The organism is Pelagibacterium flavum (genome assembly GCF_025854335.1).
In the GTDB taxonomy this organism is placed as follows: Bacteria; Pseudomonadota; Alphaproteobacteria; order Rhizobiales; family Devosiaceae; genus Pelagibacterium; species Pelagibacterium flavum.
The window spans coordinates 2206678-2226144 of the sequence record NZ_CP107716.1 but is presented as its reverse complement, the minus strand read 5'-3'; the positions used below and the strand labels follow the sequence as shown (position 1 = coordinate 2226144).

The window sequence follows — 19467 nt, the reverse complement described above, 5'->3', positions numbered from 1 at the left end:
GCTTCCATGCTCGATTTCGTCAAGGATTTCATGGCTCTGGTTTCGCTCACGGCCTTTGGTGGCGTGACACTGGTTTATCTCGATATGATGCCCTATCTCGTCTGATTCCCGCCTGTGCATAAGCCGCCCTTGAGGTGGTATCGCGCGGCCTGGAATGGCACAAAGACAGTCCAGCATCTTCGGGTAGCTCACAATGTCCGGTCCCGGTTTCGTCCATCTCCACGTCCATTCGGCCTTCTCCCTGCTTGAGGGAGCGTTGCCGCTTGGCACCATACTGGATTTGGCCAAGTCGGACGGACAGCCCGCCATCGGCATTGCAGACACCAACAATCTGTTCGGTGCACTGGAGTTTTCCGAAAAGGCGTCTGGCAAGGGCATTCAGCCAATCATCGGCTGCGAGTTGGCACTCGATTTCGGCGCCGACGCCGACAAGCCGTCCGACCGCGTCAATCTGGGCAAAGGTTCGGTCGTCCTCATCGCCGCTGATGCCGGTGGATTTGCCAACCTCTCCGAACTCGTCTCGAGAGCCTATCAGGAAGGCTGTGACGGACGAACCGCGATCCATATCGACTGGCTGGTCGATAATGCGCAGGGCCTGCTCTGCCTGACAGGCGGTCCGGAGGGGGCCATAGATCCCTACCTGGCCGCCGGGCTGGACGTTCAGGCTGAAGCGCGGCTGTCGGTTCTTCATCGGGTGTTTGGCGACCGGCTCTATGTTGAAATCCAGCGCCACGACCGGGCATTGGAGAACGCTGTCGAACCGCGTCTGATCGATCTTGCCTATGCCCTCGATCTGCCGCTTGTCGCCACAAACGAACCCTACTTCCCCAAGCAGGACGATTACGATTCCCATGACGCCCTGCTGGCCATCGCCGCCGGCTCCGTCGTGGCGCAAACCGAGCGTCGCCGGCTCTCCGATCAGCACTATTTCAAGACGCGCGAGGAAATGATCGCGCTGTTTTCCGACCTGCCCGAGGCGCTGGAAAACACTGTCGAGATAGCCCAGCGCTGCAGCTATCGCCCGCGCACCCACGATCCCATTCTGCCCAAATTCGCCGCCGCCGATGGGGTAGGTGAGGAGGAGGCTGTCGCCGCTGAAGGCGAGGAGTTGGCGCGCCAGGCCCGCGAGGGCCTCAAGATGCGCCTTGCCGATTATGGCCACGCCCCCGAACGCACGACCCAGGAATACGAGGACCGCCTCGAGTTCGAGATCAAGGTGATCCGGGACATGAAGTTCCCGGGCTATTTCCTTATCGTTGCCGACTTTATCAAATGGGCCAAGGCCCATAACATTCCCGTCGGTCCCGGCCGCGGCTCCGGCGCGGGCTCGCTCGTGGCCTATGCGCTCACCATCACGGACCTCGATCCGCTGCGCTACAATCTGCTCTTCGAACGCTTTCTCAATCCCGAGCGCGTCTCGATGCCGGACTTTGACATCGATTTCTGCCAGGAGCGCCGCGAAGAGGTCATCCGCTACGTTCAGGACAAATACGGCTACGAGCAGGTCGCCCAGATCATCACCTTCGGAACCCTGCAACCCCGCGCCGCGCTGCGCGATGTGGGCCGCGTTCTTCAGATGCCTTATGGCCAGGTCGACCGCATCTGCAAGCTGGTCCCCAACAATCCTGCCAATCCGGTAACCCTGGCGCAGGCGATAAACGACGAGCCGCGCCTGCAGATGATGCGCGACGAGGACGAGACAGTCGCCGAACTGCTGCGCATCGCCGGCAAGCTCGAGGGCCTGTTCCGCCACGCCTCGACCCACGCCGCCGGTATCGTGATCGGCGATCGTCCGCTGCAAAAGCTGCTGCCGCTCTATCGCGATCCGCGCTCGGATATGCCGGTCACCCAGTATAACCTCAAATGGGTCGAACCGGCCGGGCTCGTGAAGTTCGACTTTCTTGGCCTCAAGACGCTGACCACGATCCGCTACGCGGTCGAAATGGTCAGGGAAACTGGTGTCGAACTTGACATCGACGCCATCCCGCTCGAGGACGCACCGACCTATAAGCTCTACGCCGATGGCGACACCTACGGCATCTTCCAGTTTGAAAGTCCCGGCATGCGCCGCGCGTTGGTCGAGCTCAAGCCCGACCGCATCGAAGATCTGATCGCCATGAACGCGCTCTATCGGCCCGGCCCGATGGACAATATCCCGAGCTTCATTCACCGCAAGCACGGCCGCGAGGACGTCGAATACCCTCACGAAACCCTCGCCGCGGTCCTCGATGAAACCTATGGCATCATCGTCTATCAGGAACAGGTGATGCAGATCGCCCAGTTGCTGTCGGGCTATTCGCTGGGCGAGGCCGACATGCTGCGCCGCGCCATGGGCAAGAAGATCAAGGCGGAGATGGACAAGCAGCGTGTCCGTTTCCAGGAAGGCGCCATCCGCAACGGCATCAAGAAGGGCCAGGCCGATACGATCTTCGACCTGCTCGCCAAGTTCGCCAATTACGGCTTCAACAAGAGCCACGCCGCCGCCTACGCCTGGGTCTCCTACCAGACGGCCTATCTCAAGACCCATTACCCAGAGCAGTTCTATGCAGCGTCCATGACGCTTGACATGGCTCAGACCGACAAGCTGTCCGATTTCCGCCGCGAGGCGCAGAAAAAGGGCATCGAAGTCGTTCCTCCGTGCATCAATCGCTCGGAAGTCAATTTCTCGGTACGCGACGGCCGCATTCTCTATTCGCTCTGTGCCGTAAAGGGCGTAGGCCGCAACGTCGCCGAACACATCGTCGAGATACGCGGTAACCGCCCCTTCAAGGACCTGGCCGATTTCGCCTCCCGTATCGATCCCAAGATCATCAATAAGCGGACGTTGGAGACTCTCATCAACGCGGGCGCCTTTGATCAGCTCAACAAGCGCCGTGAGCAGCTGGTCGAGGTCATCGATACCATCGTCAACACCGCCCAGCGCGAGACCAGCGGCCGGGCCGATGGTATCGTGGATATGTTTGCGTCCAGCCAACCCCAGGCCATCACGCCGCCAGAACATGTCGCCCCCTGGAGCCTGACGGAACGCCTGGCCCGCGAACACGCCGCCATCGGTTTTTATCTCTCCGCTCACCCGCTCGATGACTACAGTGAATTGTTTGAAAAGCTCCGCGTCCAGCAATGGGCCAGCTTCGAGCGCGCCGCGCGAAACGGCGCCGTGGCCGGGCGCCTCGCCGGAACGCTGATTTCGCGTCAGGATCGTCGCACCCGCAAGGGTTCGACAATGGCCATCATGATGTTTTCCGATCCCAGCGGGTCTTTCGAATGCATCGCCTTTTCCGAGCAGATCAATGATTTCGGCCGCTGGCTTGAGCCCGGAAAGTCCATTGTGCTCGAAGTCGGCGCCGATTCACGCCCTGACGGCGTGCGGCTGCGTCTGATCAATTGCGAACCCATCGACGCTTCGGTCGAAAAGCTCGGCCGCCGCATGACGATCTTCGCCGGCAATGAGCGGTGCCTCGGCCCCATCAAGTCCCAGCTCCAGCCGGGCGGGGAAGGGGTGGTCAGCCTCGTTCTGGTCCGCGACGAGGGCGAGCGAGAGTATGAAATCGAGCTTCCGGGCCAGTTTCGTCTCACGCCACAACTGGCTGGCGGGCTCAAGGCCATTAGCGGCGTGGTCGATGTGCGCTTGAACTAGCCGGTAGCGCTTGCCATATGGGCGGGGCTGCTATATAGCCCGCAGCGTCAAATCCACATGCAAAGGCGGGCCTGTGCTTTAAACAGGTCCATCCGGTGGCGGGTCTCCGCCTCTTTTCCTTTGCAGAGGCATAACCGGTAAAGGAGTATACCAGATGGCATTGCCAGATTTTTCCATGCGTCAACTGCTTGAGGCCGGCGTTCACTTCGGCCACCAGAAGCACCGCTGGAACCCCAAGATGGAACGCTACATTTTCGGCGTCCGTAACGACATTCACATTCTCGATCTGAGCCAGACCGTTCCGGCTCTCTATCGCGCCCTGCAGCTTATCAGCGACACGGTTGCCGATGGCGGCCGCGTGCTCTTCGTTGGCACCAAGCGCCAGGCTGCGCCGCTCGTCGCGGAAGCCGCACGCCAGAGCGCCCAGTATTACGTCAACTCGCGCTGGCTCGGCGGCATGCTGACCAACTGGCAGACAATTTCGAACTCGATCGCCCGTCTGCGCGAGCTTGAATCGCTCCAGGCAGAAGGCGCCACTGGCCTGACCAAGCGTGAGCGTCTGCAGCGCAGCCGTGAGCAGGAACGCCTCGAGCGTGACCTTGGCGGCATCAAGGACATGGGCAACATCCCCAATCTGATGTTCGTCATCGACACCAACAAGGAAGCCAACGCGATCAAGGAAGCCCGCCGTCTGGGCATCCCCGTCGTTGCCATCGTCGACACCAATTGCGATCCCGACATCGTCGATTACGCGATCCCGGGCAATGACGATGCCGCGCGTGCCCTTGAGCTGTACCTGTCGCTGGTCTCCAAGGCCGCAATCGACGGTATCGCCCGCTCGTCCTCGTCGATGGGCCGCGATATCGGTGCTTCCGAGGAAGTGCTCGAAGAGCCTGCCCTTGAAGCCGAGCCCGCTGCTGAACAGCCGGCCGAAGGTGAAACCGCGCAGGCATAATTGCCCGCGCGTCATCTCTCCGACACGTATTTATCATTATCCGTGCCCATGATCCCGCGCCGCCCGGCGCGGGACTTGGGGCAGACAAAGAGGTATCGAGATGTCAATCAGTGCAGCAGACGTGAAACAGCTCCGCGAAATGACCGGCGTGGGCATGATGGACTGCAAGAAGGCGCTCACCGAAACCAATGGCGACATCGAAGCGGCAATCGATTGGCTGCGCTCGAAGGGCCTTGCCAAGGCTGCAAAGAAGGCAGACCGCGTCGCCGCTGAAGGCCTTGTTGGTGTTGCCGTTGAAGGCAACCGCGCCGCTATCGTCGAAATCAATTCTGAAACCGACTTCGTTGCCCGCAACGAACAGTTCCAGGGTATCGTCCGCAATGCCGCCAAGCTGGCGCTGGACGTCAATGGCGACGTTGATGCGCTGGCCGCAGCCCCGTTCCCCGGCACCGGTCGCACCGTTTCCCAGGAGTTGACCGAAGCCATCGCCAAGATCGGTGAAAACATGACCCTGCGCCGCGCAGCCGTCATGGAAGTCGCCGAAGGCGCCATCGGCAGCTATGTCCACTCCTCGATTTCGGAAGGTCTGGGCCGCATCGGCGTGCTCGTCGGTCTGGAATCAGCTGGCGACAAGGCAAAGCTCACGGCTCTGGGCCGCCAGATCGCCATGCACGTTGCGGCCACCAAGCCGCTGTCGCTGTCCTCTGAGGATCTTGATCCCGAGGCTGTCGAGCGCGAGCGTGCCGTGTTCTCCGAACAGGCGCGTCAGTCCGGCAAGCCCGACAACATCATCGAAAAGATGGTCGAAGGCCGCATCCGCAAGTACTACGAGGAAGTGACCCTTCTGGCCCAGACTTTCGTGATTGACGGCGAGAACACTGTCGAACAGGCCGTCAAGAACGCCGAAGCCGATGTTGGCGCCCCGATCAAGGTCGCCGGCTACGTGCTCTTCGCTCTCGGCGAAGGCATCGAAAAGCAGGAATCGGACTTCGCAGCCGAGGTTGCCGCCGCTGCGGGCACCGCGTAACGTAACCGAAATTTTTTCGGATTCGTTGTCGCAATAAGCTCGAAAGCGGGACACCTTTATGTCCAGAACCGGCTATTCACGCGTCTTGCTAAAGGTCTCCGGCGAAGCCCTCGCCGGAGACCAATCATATGGAATCGAGCCTGAATTTCTCAATTCCATCGCCCGCCAGATCGTTGATCTGGCGCGCGCGGGTATGCAGGTCGCCATCGTCATTGGCGGCGGCAATATTTTCAGGGGCATGGCCGTGGCCGCCAAGGGCGGCGATCGGGTGATCGGCGATCACATGGGGATGCTGGGCACCGTCATCAATTCCCTGGCTCTGGGCGATGCCATCCGCAGGGCAGGGGGCCGCTCGCACGTTTTCTCGTCGGTTTCCATGCCCTCGATCTGCGACACCTTCACCCAGCGCGCCGCGATTGCCGCGCTTGAGGGCGGCGCTACCGTGATTTGCGCCGGTGGTACGGGCAATCCGTTTTTCACCACCGATACCGCCGCCGCGCTCAAGGCCATCGAATTGCGCTGCGATGTGCTTTTGAAGGGCACCAAGGTCGACGGTGTGTATTCCGCCGATCCTGAAAAAGACCCCTCCGCCACAAGGTTTGACGCCATCTCCCATGAGGAGGCGATTGCCCAGGACCTTCGGGTCATGGATACGGCCGCATTTGCTCTTGCGCGCGACAATGGCTTGCCGATAATCGTCTATGCCTTGTCGGACAAGGAAGGTCTGGTGGGCGTTCTGGATGGACGGACACCGAGCACGCGTGTCGGCTGACGCCGCGCGCTTTGATTGTAAAAATGACATGATCGTTTGACCGATTGGTCAGACGACTGCGGGCCGAACCGCCCAGCAGACGACCGGGAGAAAACTTGATGTCCGAAGCGTTCTCACTCGAAAGCCTCCGCACGCGGATGAAAAAGTCCATCGAATCGATGAAGAGCGATCTCGCCGGCTTGCGGACCGGGCGGGCCAGCGCCAGCCTGCTCGAACCGATCATGGTCGATGCCTATGGCTCGATGATGCCGCTCAATCAGGTTGCCACGGTTTCCGTGCCCGAACCCCGCATGCTGTCGGTCCAGGTCTGGGACCGTTCGATGGCTTCAGCCGTTGACAAGGCAATCCGCGAATCCTCGCTGGGCCTCAATCCCATGGCCGAGGGCCAGATTATCCGCGTGCCGCTGCCCGAGTTGAACGAAGAGCGTCGCCGCGAACTCTCCAAAGTTGCCCATCAATATGCCGAGCAGGCGCGCGTGGCCGTCCGTCACGTACGCCGCGATGGCATCGAGCTGCTGCGCAAGCTCGAAAAGGATGGCGATATGGGCCAGGACGAAGCGCGCGCGGAAACCGACAAGGTTCAGAAGGCGACCGACGAAGCGATTGCTGAGATCGATCAGCTCGTGGCCGCCAAGGAACAGGAAATCATGCACGTTTAGGCGGGCGCCGGATTGGCTCCGGTCTGAGGAAACCGATGTCTACACATCCGGCAACAGTATCGATAGAGCCTCAGCGGGATCTCAAGATTCCGCGCCATATCGGCGTGATCATGGATGGCAACGGCCGCTGGGCGAAACAGCGCGGTCTGGGCCGCTCCGAAGGCCACAAGGCAGGCGTAGAAGCCGTGCGCCGTATCGTGGCCCTGGCCATCGATTACAACGTCCAATGCCTGACCCTTTTCTCGTTCTCGGCAGAAAACTGGCGCCGCCCGCCCGATGAAGTGCGCTTCATCTTCGGGCTTTTGCGCCGGTTCGTGGCCTCTGACCTCGAAACCCTCCACACGCAGAATGTGCGTATTCGCATCATTGGCGATCGTGAAGGACTGGACCGCGGCCTGCGCAGCATCATCGACGACGTCGAAGCGCGCACACTCGGCAATACCGGGCTCGACCTGATCATCGCCTTCAACTACGGCGCCAAGGTCGAGATCGTAAACGCCACGCGGGCTATTGCGCGCAAGGTGGCCGCCGGTGAACTCAGGCCAGACGAAATCGATGAGGCGACCATCGACCGTCATCTCGACACCTCCGGGCTGCCCGATCCGGATCTCATCCTGCGCACCAGCGGCGAGATGAGGCTGTCCAATTTCCTGCTCTGGCAATCCGCCTATGCCGAACTCGTCTTTGTCGAGGAGAACTGGCCCGATTTCGACGAATCGGTTTTCGTCCGCGCGCTCAAGTCCTACACTGAGCGCGACAGACGGTTTGGCGGTATCAGGACGTGACGGAAAAAAAGGGTAGGGCGACGGCAATTTACGCAAAGCTTTGGCCTTTCGGACCGGATCTTCTTCCGCGTCTGCTCTCGGCCATCGTCCTTATTCCCCTCACCGCCATTGCGCTTGTTGCCGGCTGGATACCCTTCGCGCTCCTGATTGCACTGGTCATGGCCGGCGCCTATCGCGAATGGGAAGCCATGATCACCGGGCGGCAGTCAGCCTGGCCCGCCGTATTCTTCATGGGGCTGATCGCGATTGCCGCAATCGGCCATCCCATGAACGGGGCGTGGACCAGTGCCATCGTTTTCGGCATCGCCATCGTTCTTGCCCTTTTCATCAAGGCGCCCAATCGTCATTGGCGCATCAGCGGAATCGTCTTTTTCGGCTTCGCCACGGTCGCCTTTCTCGCCATTCGGGGCAGTTCCGCAGTCGGCATCTGGGCGGGCGTCTTCCTTGTATCGATCGTCTGGATGACTGACATCGGCGCCTATTTCATCGGCCGCATCGTTGGCGGAACCAAACTGTCCCCGGACGTCTCACCGTCCAAGACCTGGTCAGGCGCGGCCGGCGGGTTGTGTGCGGGTACGCTGAGCGGCATCGCTGTCTGGTTTCTCGCCGGCTGGATGCTCGATACGCCCTCGCCTTTCGCCATCGGCCTGCTGATTTCCGTCGTCGTCTCGATTTCCGGCCAGTTGGGCGATCTGGCCGAAAGTGCGGTAAAGCGTCGCTTCGCCGTCAAGGACAGCGGTGACATTATCCCCGGCCACGGCGGCCTTATGGACCGTATCGACAGCCTGACATCGGCCGGCATCGTACTGTGGTGCATCGGGTTGGCCAATCGCGGGCTCGGTGCGGTACCACAAGGCATCCTGTTCTGGTAGAACGCCAGTTCGACACATTGGGCAGCCATAGCCCGCCATCGCCTGAGATGGCATCGTTCTAAAGGGATTTCGATGATCAGTGAACTTCCGTTCTTCCTGAACTACATCATACCCTTCCTTGCCGTTCTGACGGTCATCGTCTTCGTCCATGAGATGGGCCACTACCTCGTGGCGCGCTGGAATGGAGTGGCGATCGATGCCTTTTCGATCGGCTTCGGTCCCGAACTGTTCGGCTGGAACGACAAGCGCGGCACGAGATGGCGCATCGCGGCCTTTCCGCTCGGCGGCTACGTCAAGTTCACCGGCGATATGAATGCCGCCAGCATGCCCGACCCCGATGCCGAAAAATTCGATCCGGCCATCCGGCCCCACCTGTTCGCCAACAAGTCGGTCTTCCAGCGCATGGCCGTCGTGGTCGCCGGACCTGTGGCAAATTTCTTGCTCACCTTCCTGATTCTCTACGCCATGCTGCTCGGTTACGGGCGGCTGACGCTCGATCCGGTGGTGGGCGACGTCATCGCCGATTCGCCGGCGGCCATGGCAGGCCTTCAATCGGGCGACCGCTTCCTTTCGGTTGATGGCTACGACATTCGCGGCTTCGAGGACGTCCAGAGAATCGTCTCGACCGCGCCCGAACGCACTGTGCCCATGGTCATCGAGCGCGATGGGGAGCAGGTGAGCCTGTCTCTGATCCCGCGCAGCGAAACCACCACCACCCGCTTCGGCCGCGAGCTCAAGGTGGGTCGCATGGGTGTCACACGCGATGTTGGCGAGGGCGACATCGTGCTCTACCGCCCCGGGCCGCTGGAAGCGGTCGGCATGACGTTCGAGGAAATCTCTTTCATCATCGACCGGACGCTCAATTTCCTCGGTGATATTTTCATCGGTCGCGCCGATCTCGATCAGGTGGCCGGACCGGTCGGCATGGCTCAGGTCTCCGGGGAGGTCGCCACCCTGGGCCTGTTAGCATTGGTTAACCTTACGGCACTTTTATCGCTAAATATCGGCATAATTAACCTGTTCCCAGTCCCGATGTTGGATGGTGGTCACCTGATGTACTACCTCTACGAGGCTGTGCGCGGCCGCCCCCTGAGCCAGCGCGTTCAGGAAATCGGGTACCGCATAGGCTTTGCCCTGGTGTGTACGCTGATGGTTTTCACGCTGATCAACGATCTGGTCTGAAGCAGGGCCAGCGGCCGGCCAGCACGTGGTATCAAGGGGTTAGCAAGTGTTGCACGAATACATGAGTGGCCATCTTTTGGCCGCAGGGCAGGGGGTTTCACCTTGCTCGTCGAGTAAAAACAGGTAAAACCTGTCATCGGAGTATGGGGGAATCCACGTCTTGAGACGATTCCCGGTCCAAGTCTCAAAGGGCAAGCAAGAACAATCATGATGAAATCAGCCAAGCTTTTGCACAGCGTCCTCCTCGCCATGGCGCTTTTCACCTTTGCGCCTTTCATCGGAAGTGCTGCGCTGGTTCTGAGTGTTTCGCCTGCACACGCCCAGGTCGCTGAAGGAACCGAAGTCTCCGCGATCGGGTTTGACGGCAACAGCCGTTTCAATGACAATCAGCTTTCGGCTATGGTCGATGTGGCTGCGCGCCGGGTGTACACACAGGCCGGCATTGCCAACGACATCCAGACCATCCAGGCCGCCTATACCCAGGCTGGCTATTCCAACGTCACTGTGACCTCGAGCACCGAGCCGACCGATGATGGTCGGGTTCGTGTTTTCTTCCAGGTCAACGAAGGTGATCGCGCAGGCATTGCAGCGATCAATTTCACCGGCAACAATTCCATCAGCTCGATGGTGCTCAAGGGCGTCGTTACCACCAAGGAAACCCACATTTTCAGCTGGCTGTTCCGTGACGATCTCTACAGCGAGGATCGCCTTGCCGTCGATCGCGAGCGTATCCGGCTCTATTACGCCAATCGTGGTTTCCCCGATGCGCGCGTGCTGTCCTCGGTCGCCGAGTTTGACGCTGACCGCAACGCCTACTTCATCAACTTCACTGTTGAAGAAGGCCAGCGCTACGACTTCGGCAACATCGCCATCGAAACCTCGATTCCGGGCCTCGATGCAGACGCCCTGCGCGGCGGCATCAGCACCGGCTCGGGTAGCCGTTATTCGCTGTCTGACCTCAGTGAGTCCACGTCCGAGCTTGCGGTGCGTGCGACCAATCAGGGTTATCCCTTTGCCGAGGTTCGCCCGCGCATCGATCGCGATATCAACAACAACATCTTCAACGTCACCTATCTGGTCGATGAAGGACCGCGTGTTTACGTCGAGCGCATCAATATCACCGGCAACACCAAGACCCGTGACTTTGTCATTCGTCGTGAATTCGATTTCGCCGAAGGCGATCCGTTCAACCGCGCGCTGGTGACCAAGGGTCGTGCCAATATCGAGGCTCTGGGCTTCTTCTCCTCGGTGCAGGTCACTTCCGCCCCCGGCAGCGCTCCGGACCGCGTCATTCTCAACGTTTCGGTTGTTGAACGCAGCACGGGTGATTATGGTGTCGGTGCGGGCTATTCCACACGCGATGGTATTTTCGGCGAGATTTCGCTCACCGAGCGCAACTTCCTCGGACGTGGTCAGTATCTTCGCATTGCCCTGGGTCGTTCGGAAAATGGCGAAACCTATGACTTCAGCTTCACCGAGCCGCGGTTCATGGGTCTGCGTATCTCCGCTGGTGTAGATGCCTATCGGCGCGTGACGGTTGAAGGTTCGACCTTCTCCTATGGCACCGAAACCACTGGCGGTCAGCTCCGCTTCGGTCTGCCGGTCGCCCAGGACCTGACGCTCACCACGCGTCTCGGTCTTGAGCAGGTGACATTCACCGATGATGACGCTCCTTTTGCCCCAGGCTACATTGGCGGAACGCGCGATCGTCTGACGCTTGGTTACACGCTGACTTACGACACGCTCGACAATCAGCAGCGTCCTACCGAGGGCATGATTCTCTCCTTCTCGCAGGATTACACGACGCTCACCGCCGACTTCCTCAAGACCGAAGTCAGGGCGCGCGTTTACTACCCGCTCTGGGAAGAAATGGGCGTCGTTGGCAGCTTGCGTGGCCAGGCCGGCACGATCACTGATCTTGGTGGCAGCGGTATCCACCCCACCGACACCTTCCAGCTGGGCCCCAACCTTGTCCGTGGCTATCGCTTCGGTGGCATGGGTGCTCGTGCAGCCGGAACCGGTGATGCGCTGGGTGTTCTCTCCTATGCCGGGCTGTCCGCTGAGATCGACTTCCCGCTGCCGTTCCTGCCCGAAAACTGGGGCCTGCGTGGCGCGGTCTGGGGTGATGTTGGCTGGATCGATGGCATTCCGGCTGGCGGATACGAAACAGCTGCCGGCATCGGCAACCCGCTCAAGTCCTCGGTCGGCGGCTCGCTGATCTGGGAATCGCCGCTGGGGCCGCTGCGGGGTGACTTTGCCCATGTGATCGAGCCCGACACTTTCGATCGCACTCAGGTGTTCCAGCTGACGCTTTCGACTCTGTTCTAAATCGTCCGCCCTTATTGAAAAAACGGAAACCGCGGCGTATCAGAGCCGCGGTTTCTTTTTCAGGCGCAGCAATGATCGATCCCCGATTTCACGAGTGCACTGGCCCGCTACGTCTGTCCGACCTGCTCAGTGCCGCTGGTCATCCCGCGTTGGCAGGCAATTTGGCCACGGACCCAACGATCGAAGGGGCCAGCGACCTGGCCGACGCCAGTGCTTCGAGCATTTCGTTTGCCGCCAGCAAATCCTATTCCGACCAGTTGGCTCGCAGTGGGGCAGGGGCCGTTCTGGTCACGCCCGAGCTCGAAGCGTCTGTGGCGGGCCATGCCACGGCAATCGTCTGCGACAAGCCCTACGATGTCTTCGTGGACATCCTCAACGTCTTCTACCCCGACGACAGCGCAGCTATAATCCGCGCCTCAATGCGCGCCGAGCCCGTCCCCCTTATTGAGCCCGGCGTGACGCTCGCCGCCAACGTTGCCGTCGGCGCCGGGGCTCAGATCGGCACGGGCACCGTCATCGGCGCCAACACCTCGATCGGCGCGGGCGTAACCATCGGCCGAAATTGCGTCATCGGCTCCAACGTTTCGATCGAGTGCGCCCATCTGGGCAATGAAGTCGTCATTCAGCCTGGCGTGGTCATCGGCGCGGAAGGATTCGGGTTCCAGTTGCGCTCGGACCGGCATCGTAAGATCCCCCAGCTCGGACGCGTCATCATTCAGGACCGTGTGGAACTCGGTGCCAACACCACCGTGGATCGCGGGACGCTTGGCGATACGGTCATCGGTGAGGGCTCCAAGATCGACAATCTCGTCCAGGTAGGCCACAACTGTCGCATCGGTCGCAATTGCGTCATTTCAGGCATGTGTGGCTTGTCCGGTTCGACCATCCTTGAAGATGGGGTCGTTATGGGGGGCGGCGCGGGCACCGCGGGGCATCTGCGGCTGGGCGCCAACACGCTGGTTCTTGCCCGTTCCGGCGTTACCCACAGCTTTCCCTCTGGCTCCAATATTGCCGGGGCGCCTGCGCAGGATGTAAAGATGTGGAAGCGGGAAATCGTAGCAATAAGACGGTTATCAAAAGGGGATAAGACTTGAGTACCCTCAGTACTGATACGGCCAAGCAGGCCACCGAACTCTCCACTATGGAGATCGACGCCGTCCTCAATGCTCTTCCGCACCGTTACCCATTTTTGATGATCGACCGCATCATCGAAATCGACGGCGACGATTCGGCCATCGGCATCAAGAACGTCACGTTCAATGAGCCGCAGTTCCAGGGGCACTTCCCCGGCGAGCCTATTTTCCCCGGCGTACTGATCATCGAGGGAATGGCACAGACCGCTGGCGCCATCGTGATCAATCTCGAGAACAAGTCCGGTGACAAGCACATCGTCTACCTTTTGACGATCGACGCCGTGAAGTTCCGCAAGCCCGCCAAGCCTGGCGACAAGCTTGAATATCACATCAAGAAAATTCATCGCCGCAAGACGGTCGGACGCTATGAAGCAAAGGCCATCGTGAACGGCGTCGTCGTTGCCGAGGCCGAAATCGGTGCGATGATCGTCAAGGAACAAGCGTGACCTCATCCATCCATCCCACAGCTATCGTCAGCGACACGGCAAAGCTGGGCGAGAACGTCGAAATCGGTCCCTATTGCATTGTGGGCGGCGATGTCTCCATCGGTGACGGCGCCAAGCTGGTCTCCCATGTGTCCATCGACGGCCGTACTGCAGTCGGCGCCCGAACGACGATCTATCCCTTTTCGTCCATCGGGCATCCGCCGCAGGACCTCAAGTTCGAGGGCGAGCCGAGCACGGTTTCGATCGGTGACGATTGCGTGCTGCGCGAGTATGTGACCATCAATCCCGGCACCGCCGGCGGCGGCATGGAAACCAGGGTTGGCAACAATTGCCTGCTTATGGTCGGCGTCCACATCGCCCACGATTGCCGCGTCGGCAACCACGTGGTCATGGCCAATCAGGCGTCCCTGGCGGGCCATTGCGTGGTCGACGACTACGTTCGGTTCGGCGGCATCTGCGGCGTTCATCAATTCGTCCGCATCGGCGCTCATGCCTTTGTCGGCGCCATGTCATTTGTCGAAAACGACGTAATTCCCTACGGTTCGGTGCTTGGCAATCGTGCCTATCTCGGTGGCTTGAACCTGGTCGGGCTCAAGCGCCGCAAGTTCGACCGGGAATCGATCCACGCCCTGCGGGCCGCCTATCGCATGATCTTTTCGAGCGAGGGCACTCTGCGCGAGCGCATTGAGGACGCCGCCGAAATATTCGAGGGCGAAGCGCTCGTTGAGGAAGTGATCGAATTCATCCGCAAGCCGTCCGAGCGCGCGCTCTGCATGCCTCGCAACGGCACGCCAGCCGAGCAATGACCGCTCCCGGCCGATTGGCGCTGGTCGCCGGATCGGGCGATCTTGTACCCCAGGCCATTGCGGCCGCGCGGGACGCCGGGTGGGAAATCCGCGTTCTTGCGCTCCATCCACGCGCTGATCTGGAGGACGAGGATCCCTTCCAGATCAAGGTCTCCCGTCCCGATCAGGTCCTGCGCGAAATCCGCCGATTCAAGGCCACCCACGTCTGCGCCGTCGGCGGCATGCACATGTCCGACCGCGAGCGCGAAACCTTCGCTGAATTTGCGGGCGACAAGGACGCCACCTCCAAGGGTGACAGCAAGCTCTCCCAACTGGGCGCGACCCTGCTCAAGATGTTGGGCCTGCCCTTCATCGGCGTCCACGAGATCGTTTCCGACCTACTCGCACCCGAAGGCCAGATGGGCGCAGTCCCAGCCCCCGGCGAGCTTCTCCGCACCGCCGAATTCGCCTTTGCCGCCGCCCGCAAGGCCGGAACGCTCGATCTGGGGCAGGCGCTTGTTGTTGCTGGAGCGCGAATTGTCGCCACCGAGGATATCGGTGGGACCGACGAACTCCTTATGCGGTGCGCTGTCTATCGCGAGCGGGGTCTGATCGGCAACGGTCGCGGTCACCTGGTTCTGGCCAAAACCTCAAAGCCGGGCCAACCCTTGCACGTCGATCTTCCCGCTATCGGGAAAGACACGGTCAAGCTCGCCCAAAAGGCCGGTGTCGAGGCCATTGTCGTCGAGACGGGCCGCACCCTGCTGATCGGGCGCCCCGAACTCATTTCCGCTGCCGATGCCGCTGGCATCGCGCTTGTTGGCATGATCGCACGCGATGACTGACGTTTTCATCCTCGCCGGCGAGGCCTCGGGCGATCGCATTGGCGCCAATCTGATCGTCGGCCTGCGCCGCGCGCGTCCCGATCTGTCCATCTCCGGCGTCGGTGGCGATGCCATGGAAGGCGAGGGGCTCTCCTCGCTCTTTCCCATCGACGATCTGGCGGTCATGGGCTATCGCGACGTCATTATGCGGCTTCCCCTGCTGCTGTGGCGGGCCCGCCAGGTCGTTTCTGCCGTCCTGCGGCAACAACCGGCCGCCGTGGTGCTGATCGACGCGCAGGTCTTCTCCAAGGTCGTGGCGCGCTCTCTGCGTAAACGCGGATATCAGGGCGCCATCATCCTCTACGTTGCCCCGGCCGTCTGGGCCTGGGGAGCTGAACGCGCCCGGAAGCTGTCCGGGATCTTCGATGAGGTGCTCAGCGTCCTGCCGTTCGAGCCCAGTGCCATGCGTGAGCTCGGCGGGCCGCAAACGGCCTATGTCGGGCACCCGGCGCTCGAACGATATCCCATGCGGCCACTCCAACCGGCCGCCGGTCCCATCCTGCTGCTGCCCGGCAGCCGCAGGGGCGAGATTATCCGCCACCTTCCCATGATGGCCGAAGTGGCGCAGCGTCTGTCGGCCCACCCGTCCGTGACCGGTTTCATTATTCTCGCCACCCGCTCGCAAGCCACCCGCATTTCGCGCATGGTCGCGCAATGGCCAATGCCGATCTCGGTTGTTCTCACCCCTGAGGATCGTCAGTCCGCCATCGCGCAAGCCGTCGCCGCGGTTGCCGTCAGCGGCACCGTCACGCTCGAACTCGCCCTCGCCGGAGTGCCCCACATCCTGACCTATGTCGCCGAAGGCGCTCAGGTGGCAATGTTCAAAAAGGCAACAACGCCCTTTATCGGTCTGCCCAATATCATCGCCGGAAAAGAGGTGGTCCCCGAAATCCTGTTCGCTCACAAGGGCGAACCGGGCAAACTGGCCGACGCCGCTTTGGCTCTGGTCGATGCACCACAGGCGCTGGCTGCCCAGGCAGACGACTTTCACAAGATCCGTGCCCTCATGGAAAAAGGGGCGCCGGAAGCGCCCCTTCAAGATCCTGTTCTAAGGATTCTCGCTTACACCTAGCGGCCCGAGATATCCACGTAATCGCGCATCGTCGCGCCGTTGTAGAGCTGACGCGGGCGCCCGATCTTCTTCTGCGGGTCGCCGATCATTTCCTTCCACTGGGCAATCCAGCCCACCGTGCGCGAGAGCGCAAAGATTGCGGTGAACATCGACGTGGGGAAGCCGATCGCATCGAGAATGATGCCCGAATAGAAGTCCACGTTCGGATACAGCTTGCGATCGACGAAATAGGGATCTTCGAGCGCGATCTTTTCGAGTTCCTGAGCAACCTGCAGCGTCGGGTTGTTTTCAACACCGAGCAGCCCAAGCACTTCGCGCGCTGATTCCTGCATCACCGCAGCCCGCGGATCGTAGTTCTTGTAGACCCGGTGCCCAAAACCCATCAGGCGGAACGGATCGTTCTTGTCCTTGGCCCGCTCGATGAACTCGGGGATGCGGTCCACCGTCCCGATCTGACGCAGCATGTTGAGCGCGGCTTCGTTCGCTCCGCCATGTGCCGGGCCCCAAAGGCACGCCACACCGGCAGCGATACAGGCAAACGGGTTTGCGTCGGACGAGCCCGACAGACGCACCGTCGAAGTCGAGGCGTTCTGCTCGTGATCGGCATGAAGCGTAAAGATGCGGTCCATCGCCTTGGCGACCACCGGATCGACCTTGTATTCCTCGGCCGGCACGGCAAAGCACATGTGCAGGAAGTTCGAGGCGTAGTCGAGGTCGTTGCGCGGATAAACGAAGGGCTGGCCCACCGAATATTTGTAAGCCATCGCGGCAATCGTCGGCAGCTTGGCGATCATCCGGATCGAAGCGATTTCGCGCTGTTCGGGGTCCGAAATATCGGTGGAGTCGTGATAGAAGGCGGCCATGGCGCCAACAACGCCGGTCACAATCGCCATCGGGTGCGCATCACGGCGGAACCCGCGATAGAAATAGTGCATCTGCTCATGCACCATGGTGTGGCGGGTCACCCGGTTCTCAAAATCTTTCAGTTCGGCTTTCGAAGGCAATTCGCCATAGAGCAGCAGATAACAGACCTCGATATACGAGCTTTTGTCGGCAAGCTGGTCGATGGGATAGCCGCGATAGAGCAACTCGCCCTTGTCGCCGTCGATATAGGTGATGGCGCTGTCACACGCTGCCGTCGATGTGAAGCCGGGATCGTATGTAAACATGCCGGTCTTGGCGTACAGTGAGCGAATGTCGATAACATCGGGCCCCACCGTGCCGCTGAGCACCGGGAACTCGTAGGTCTCATCGCCCAGAGTAAGTTTTGCCGATTGTTCGCTCATTCATGTGCCTCCGGGGTTTCGGCTCAGCTCTGCCGCAAGCACTGGGCCCGCCGGCTCTGAGCACGCACATTGACGTCTTTGAAAAATGCTTCGCTTGGGTATCCGAAATCCTACGGCCATGCAACTACGTCATAGCTCTTGACGTATAGGTAAAACGAAAGTCGTAGGCCCCAGGCGCAGCAGATGGCGCTAGGAATGAGCCCCGGCGCCAACGCCCACGACGTCGGAAAGCCGCGCCAGGCTCTCTTCGCGTCCGATCAGCACCATCACTTCGAAAATGCCCGGTGATATCGTTCGTCCCGTCAAGGCAGCGCGCAAGGGTTGTGCAACCTTTCCCAGCTTCAGCCCGACGGTTTCGGCATAGGCCCGCACCGTCCCATCCAGCTTTTCGACCGACCAGCCATCCAGCGTTGAAAACGCCGCCGTGAGTGCAGCCAGATGCGCAACGCTCTCTTCATTGAGCAACTGCGCTGCCTTTTCTTCTATGGCCAGCGGGCGCTCGGCATAGATGAACTGTGCCAGATCGATCAGTTCCAGCACCGTCTTGGCGCGCGGCTGCAATTCGGGGATCGCGGCCAGCACTGTATCGCGGTTGGAAACCAGCCCGGCATAATCGGCATTGCGCCCGGTTTCCGACGCCGTCTCGACCATGACGTCATAGAGCCGCTCTGGATCGGCCGAACGGATATAATGACCGTTGAGATTGTCGAGCTTGACGAAATCGAACCGCGACGCACCTTTGTTGAGCGCCTCGAGCGAGAACCACTCGATCATCTGCTCGGTTGAAAAGATCTCGTCGTCGCCATGCGCCCAGCCCAGCCTGGCCAGATAGTTGCGCAAGGCTTCAGGCAGATATCCCATCTGCCGATAGGCTTCGACCCCCATGGCACCATGGCGCTTGGACAGCTTTGCCCCATCGGGTCCGTGGATCAGCGGAATATGCGCCATTTCAGGTACGTCCCAGCCCATGGCCTGATAAATGATGATCTGCCGAGCCGCATTGGTCAGATGATCGTCACCCCGGATAATGTGGGTAACGCCCATGTCGTGATCGTCCACAACCACGGCGTGCATGTAAGTCGGCGTGCCATCGGAACGCAGGATGATGAAATCATCGAGGTTCTCGGCCTTGAACACCACTTCGCCTTGCACGCGATCCTTGACCACGATGTCGCCGGACTGAGGCGCCTTGATCCGGACGACGGGCTTGACGCCCTCTGGCGCCTCGGACGCATCGCGGTCGCGCCAGCGGCCGTCATAGCGCGGCGGGCGGCCTTCGGCGCGGGCCTTTTCGCGCATCTCGGTCAACTCTTGCCGGGTGCAGTAGCATTTATAGGCGTTGCCGCTCTCGAGCAGTTGCAGCGCGATCTCGGCATGCCGGTCGGCACGTGCAAACTGGCTGATCGGGCTTCCATCCCAATCGAGCCCCAGCCAGCTCATCCCATCCAGAATCGCCGCCACGGCGGCCTCGGTCGAGCGTTCCCGGTCGGTGTCTTCGATGCGCAGCAGCATCTTGCCGCCCATCTTGCGCGCGAACACCCAGTTGAAAAGAGCTGTGCGTGCGCCCCCGATGTGCAGGAAACCAGTGGGAGAAGGCGCAAAACGCGTGACGACGGGTTTGGACATAAGGCTTACCGCTTGGAG

Annotated in this window: 16 protein-coding genes; 14 read left to right on the top strand and 2 right to left on the bottom strand. The window is 60.8% G+C overall.

Going from position 1 to position 19467, the window contains the following annotated elements:
* The first annotated feature begins 193 nt into the window (after positions 1–193).
* The 14 genes from dnaE to OF122_RS11010 all read left to right on the top strand — a co-directional run bounded on the left by dnaE (position 194) and on the right by OF122_RS11010 (position 16537).
* Positions 194–3637 (top strand): DNA polymerase III subunit alpha, encoded by a 3444-nt coding sequence (gene dnaE / locus OF122_RS11075; protein WP_264224312.1) that lies wholly within the window; start codon positions 194–196, stop codon positions 3635–3637.
* Positions 3638–3791: 154 nt separating this feature from the next.
* On the top strand, positions 3792–4592 hold the full coding sequence (gene rpsB / locus OF122_RS11070; protein WP_264224311.1) for a 30S ribosomal protein S2: 801 nt from the start codon (positions 3792–3794) through the stop codon (positions 4590–4592).
* 100 nt (positions 4593–4692) lie between these two features.
* A complete protein-coding gene (gene tsf, locus OF122_RS11065) occupies positions 4693–5619 on the top strand; it encodes a translation elongation factor Ts (RefSeq protein WP_264224310.1) in 927 nt (308 codons plus the stop codon).
* Between the two features lie 58 nt (positions 5620–5677).
* Entirely contained in the window at positions 5678–6391 is a 714-nt protein-coding gene (gene pyrH, locus OF122_RS11060) for a UMP kinase (RefSeq protein WP_264224309.1), read from the top strand.
* A 98-nt stretch (positions 6392–6489) separates the two neighbouring features.
* Complete coding sequence (gene frr / locus OF122_RS11055) at positions 6490–7050, top strand: ribosome recycling factor (RefSeq protein ID WP_264224308.1); 561 nt, start codon at positions 6490–6492, stop codon at positions 7048–7050.
* A gap of 35 nt (positions 7051–7085) precedes the next feature.
* Positions 7086–7835: an isoprenyl transferase gene (locus OF122_RS11050; RefSeq protein WP_264224307.1), complete on the top strand. Its 750-nt coding sequence runs from the start codon at positions 7086–7088 to the stop codon at positions 7833–7835.
* On the top strand, positions 7832–8707 hold the full coding sequence (locus tag OF122_RS11045; protein ID WP_264224306.1) for a phosphatidate cytidylyltransferase: 876 nt from the start codon (positions 7832–7834) through the stop codon (positions 8705–8707). Before OF122_RS11050 ends, OF122_RS11045 begins: the two co-directional genes overlap by 4 nt.
* Positions 8708–8779: 72 nt before the next feature.
* Positions 8780–9889, top strand: a complete 1110-nt coding sequence (rseP, locus tag OF122_RS11040; RefSeq protein ID WP_264224305.1) for an RIP metalloprotease RseP — start codon at positions 8780–8782, stop codon at positions 9887–9889.
* A gap of 207 nt (positions 9890–10096) precedes the next feature.
* Complete coding sequence (bamA, locus tag OF122_RS11035; RefSeq protein WP_264224304.1) at positions 10097–12217, top strand: outer membrane protein assembly factor BamA; 2121 nt, start codon at positions 10097–10099, stop codon at positions 12215–12217.
* Positions 12218–12288: 71 nt separating this feature from the next.
* The gene (lpxD, locus tag OF122_RS11030; protein ID WP_264224303.1) at positions 12289–13311 is read left to right on the top strand and encodes a UDP-3-O-(3-hydroxymyristoyl)glucosamine N-acyltransferase; all 1023 of its coding nucleotides are present in this window, start codon (positions 12289–12291) and stop codon (positions 13309–13311) included.
* A 47-nt stretch (positions 13312–13358) separates the two neighbouring features.
* A complete protein-coding gene (gene fabZ, locus OF122_RS11025; RefSeq protein ID WP_264227649.1) occupies positions 13359–13796 on the top strand; it encodes a 3-hydroxyacyl-ACP dehydratase FabZ in 438 nt (145 codons plus the stop codon).
* Positions 13793–14602 (top strand): acyl-ACP--UDP-N-acetylglucosamine O-acyltransferase, encoded by an 810-nt coding sequence (lpxA, locus tag OF122_RS11020; RefSeq protein WP_264224302.1) that lies wholly within the window; start codon positions 13793–13795, stop codon positions 14600–14602. Before fabZ ends, lpxA begins: the two co-directional genes overlap by 4 nt.
* The gene (gene lpxI / locus OF122_RS11015) at positions 14599–15426 is read left to right on the top strand and encodes a UDP-2,3-diacylglucosamine diphosphatase LpxI domain-containing protein (protein ID WP_264224301.1); all 828 of its coding nucleotides are present in this window, start codon (positions 14599–14601) and stop codon (positions 15424–15426) included. Before lpxA ends, lpxI begins: the two co-directional genes overlap by 4 nt.
* A complete protein-coding gene (locus OF122_RS11010; RefSeq protein WP_264224300.1) occupies positions 15419–16537 on the top strand; it encodes a lipid-A-disaccharide synthase in 1119 nt (372 codons plus the stop codon). Before lpxI ends, OF122_RS11010 begins: the two co-directional genes overlap by 8 nt.
* Here OF122_RS11010 and gltA read toward each other — a convergent pair.
* Both gltA and gltX read right to left on the bottom strand, forming a co-directional pair.
* Complete coding sequence (gltA, locus tag OF122_RS11005; protein ID WP_264224299.1) at positions 16534–17823, bottom strand: citrate synthase; 1290 nt, start codon at positions 17821–17823, stop codon at positions 16534–16536. The two genes, OF122_RS11010 and gltA, sit on opposite strands and share 4 nt — an antisense overlap.
* A 189-nt stretch (positions 17824–18012) precedes the next feature.
* The gene (gltX, locus tag OF122_RS11000) at positions 18013–19449 is read right to left on the bottom strand and encodes a glutamate--tRNA ligase (protein WP_264224298.1); all 1437 of its coding nucleotides are present in this window, start codon (positions 19447–19449) and stop codon (positions 18013–18015) included.
* Positions 19450–19467: the final 18 nt, after the last annotated feature.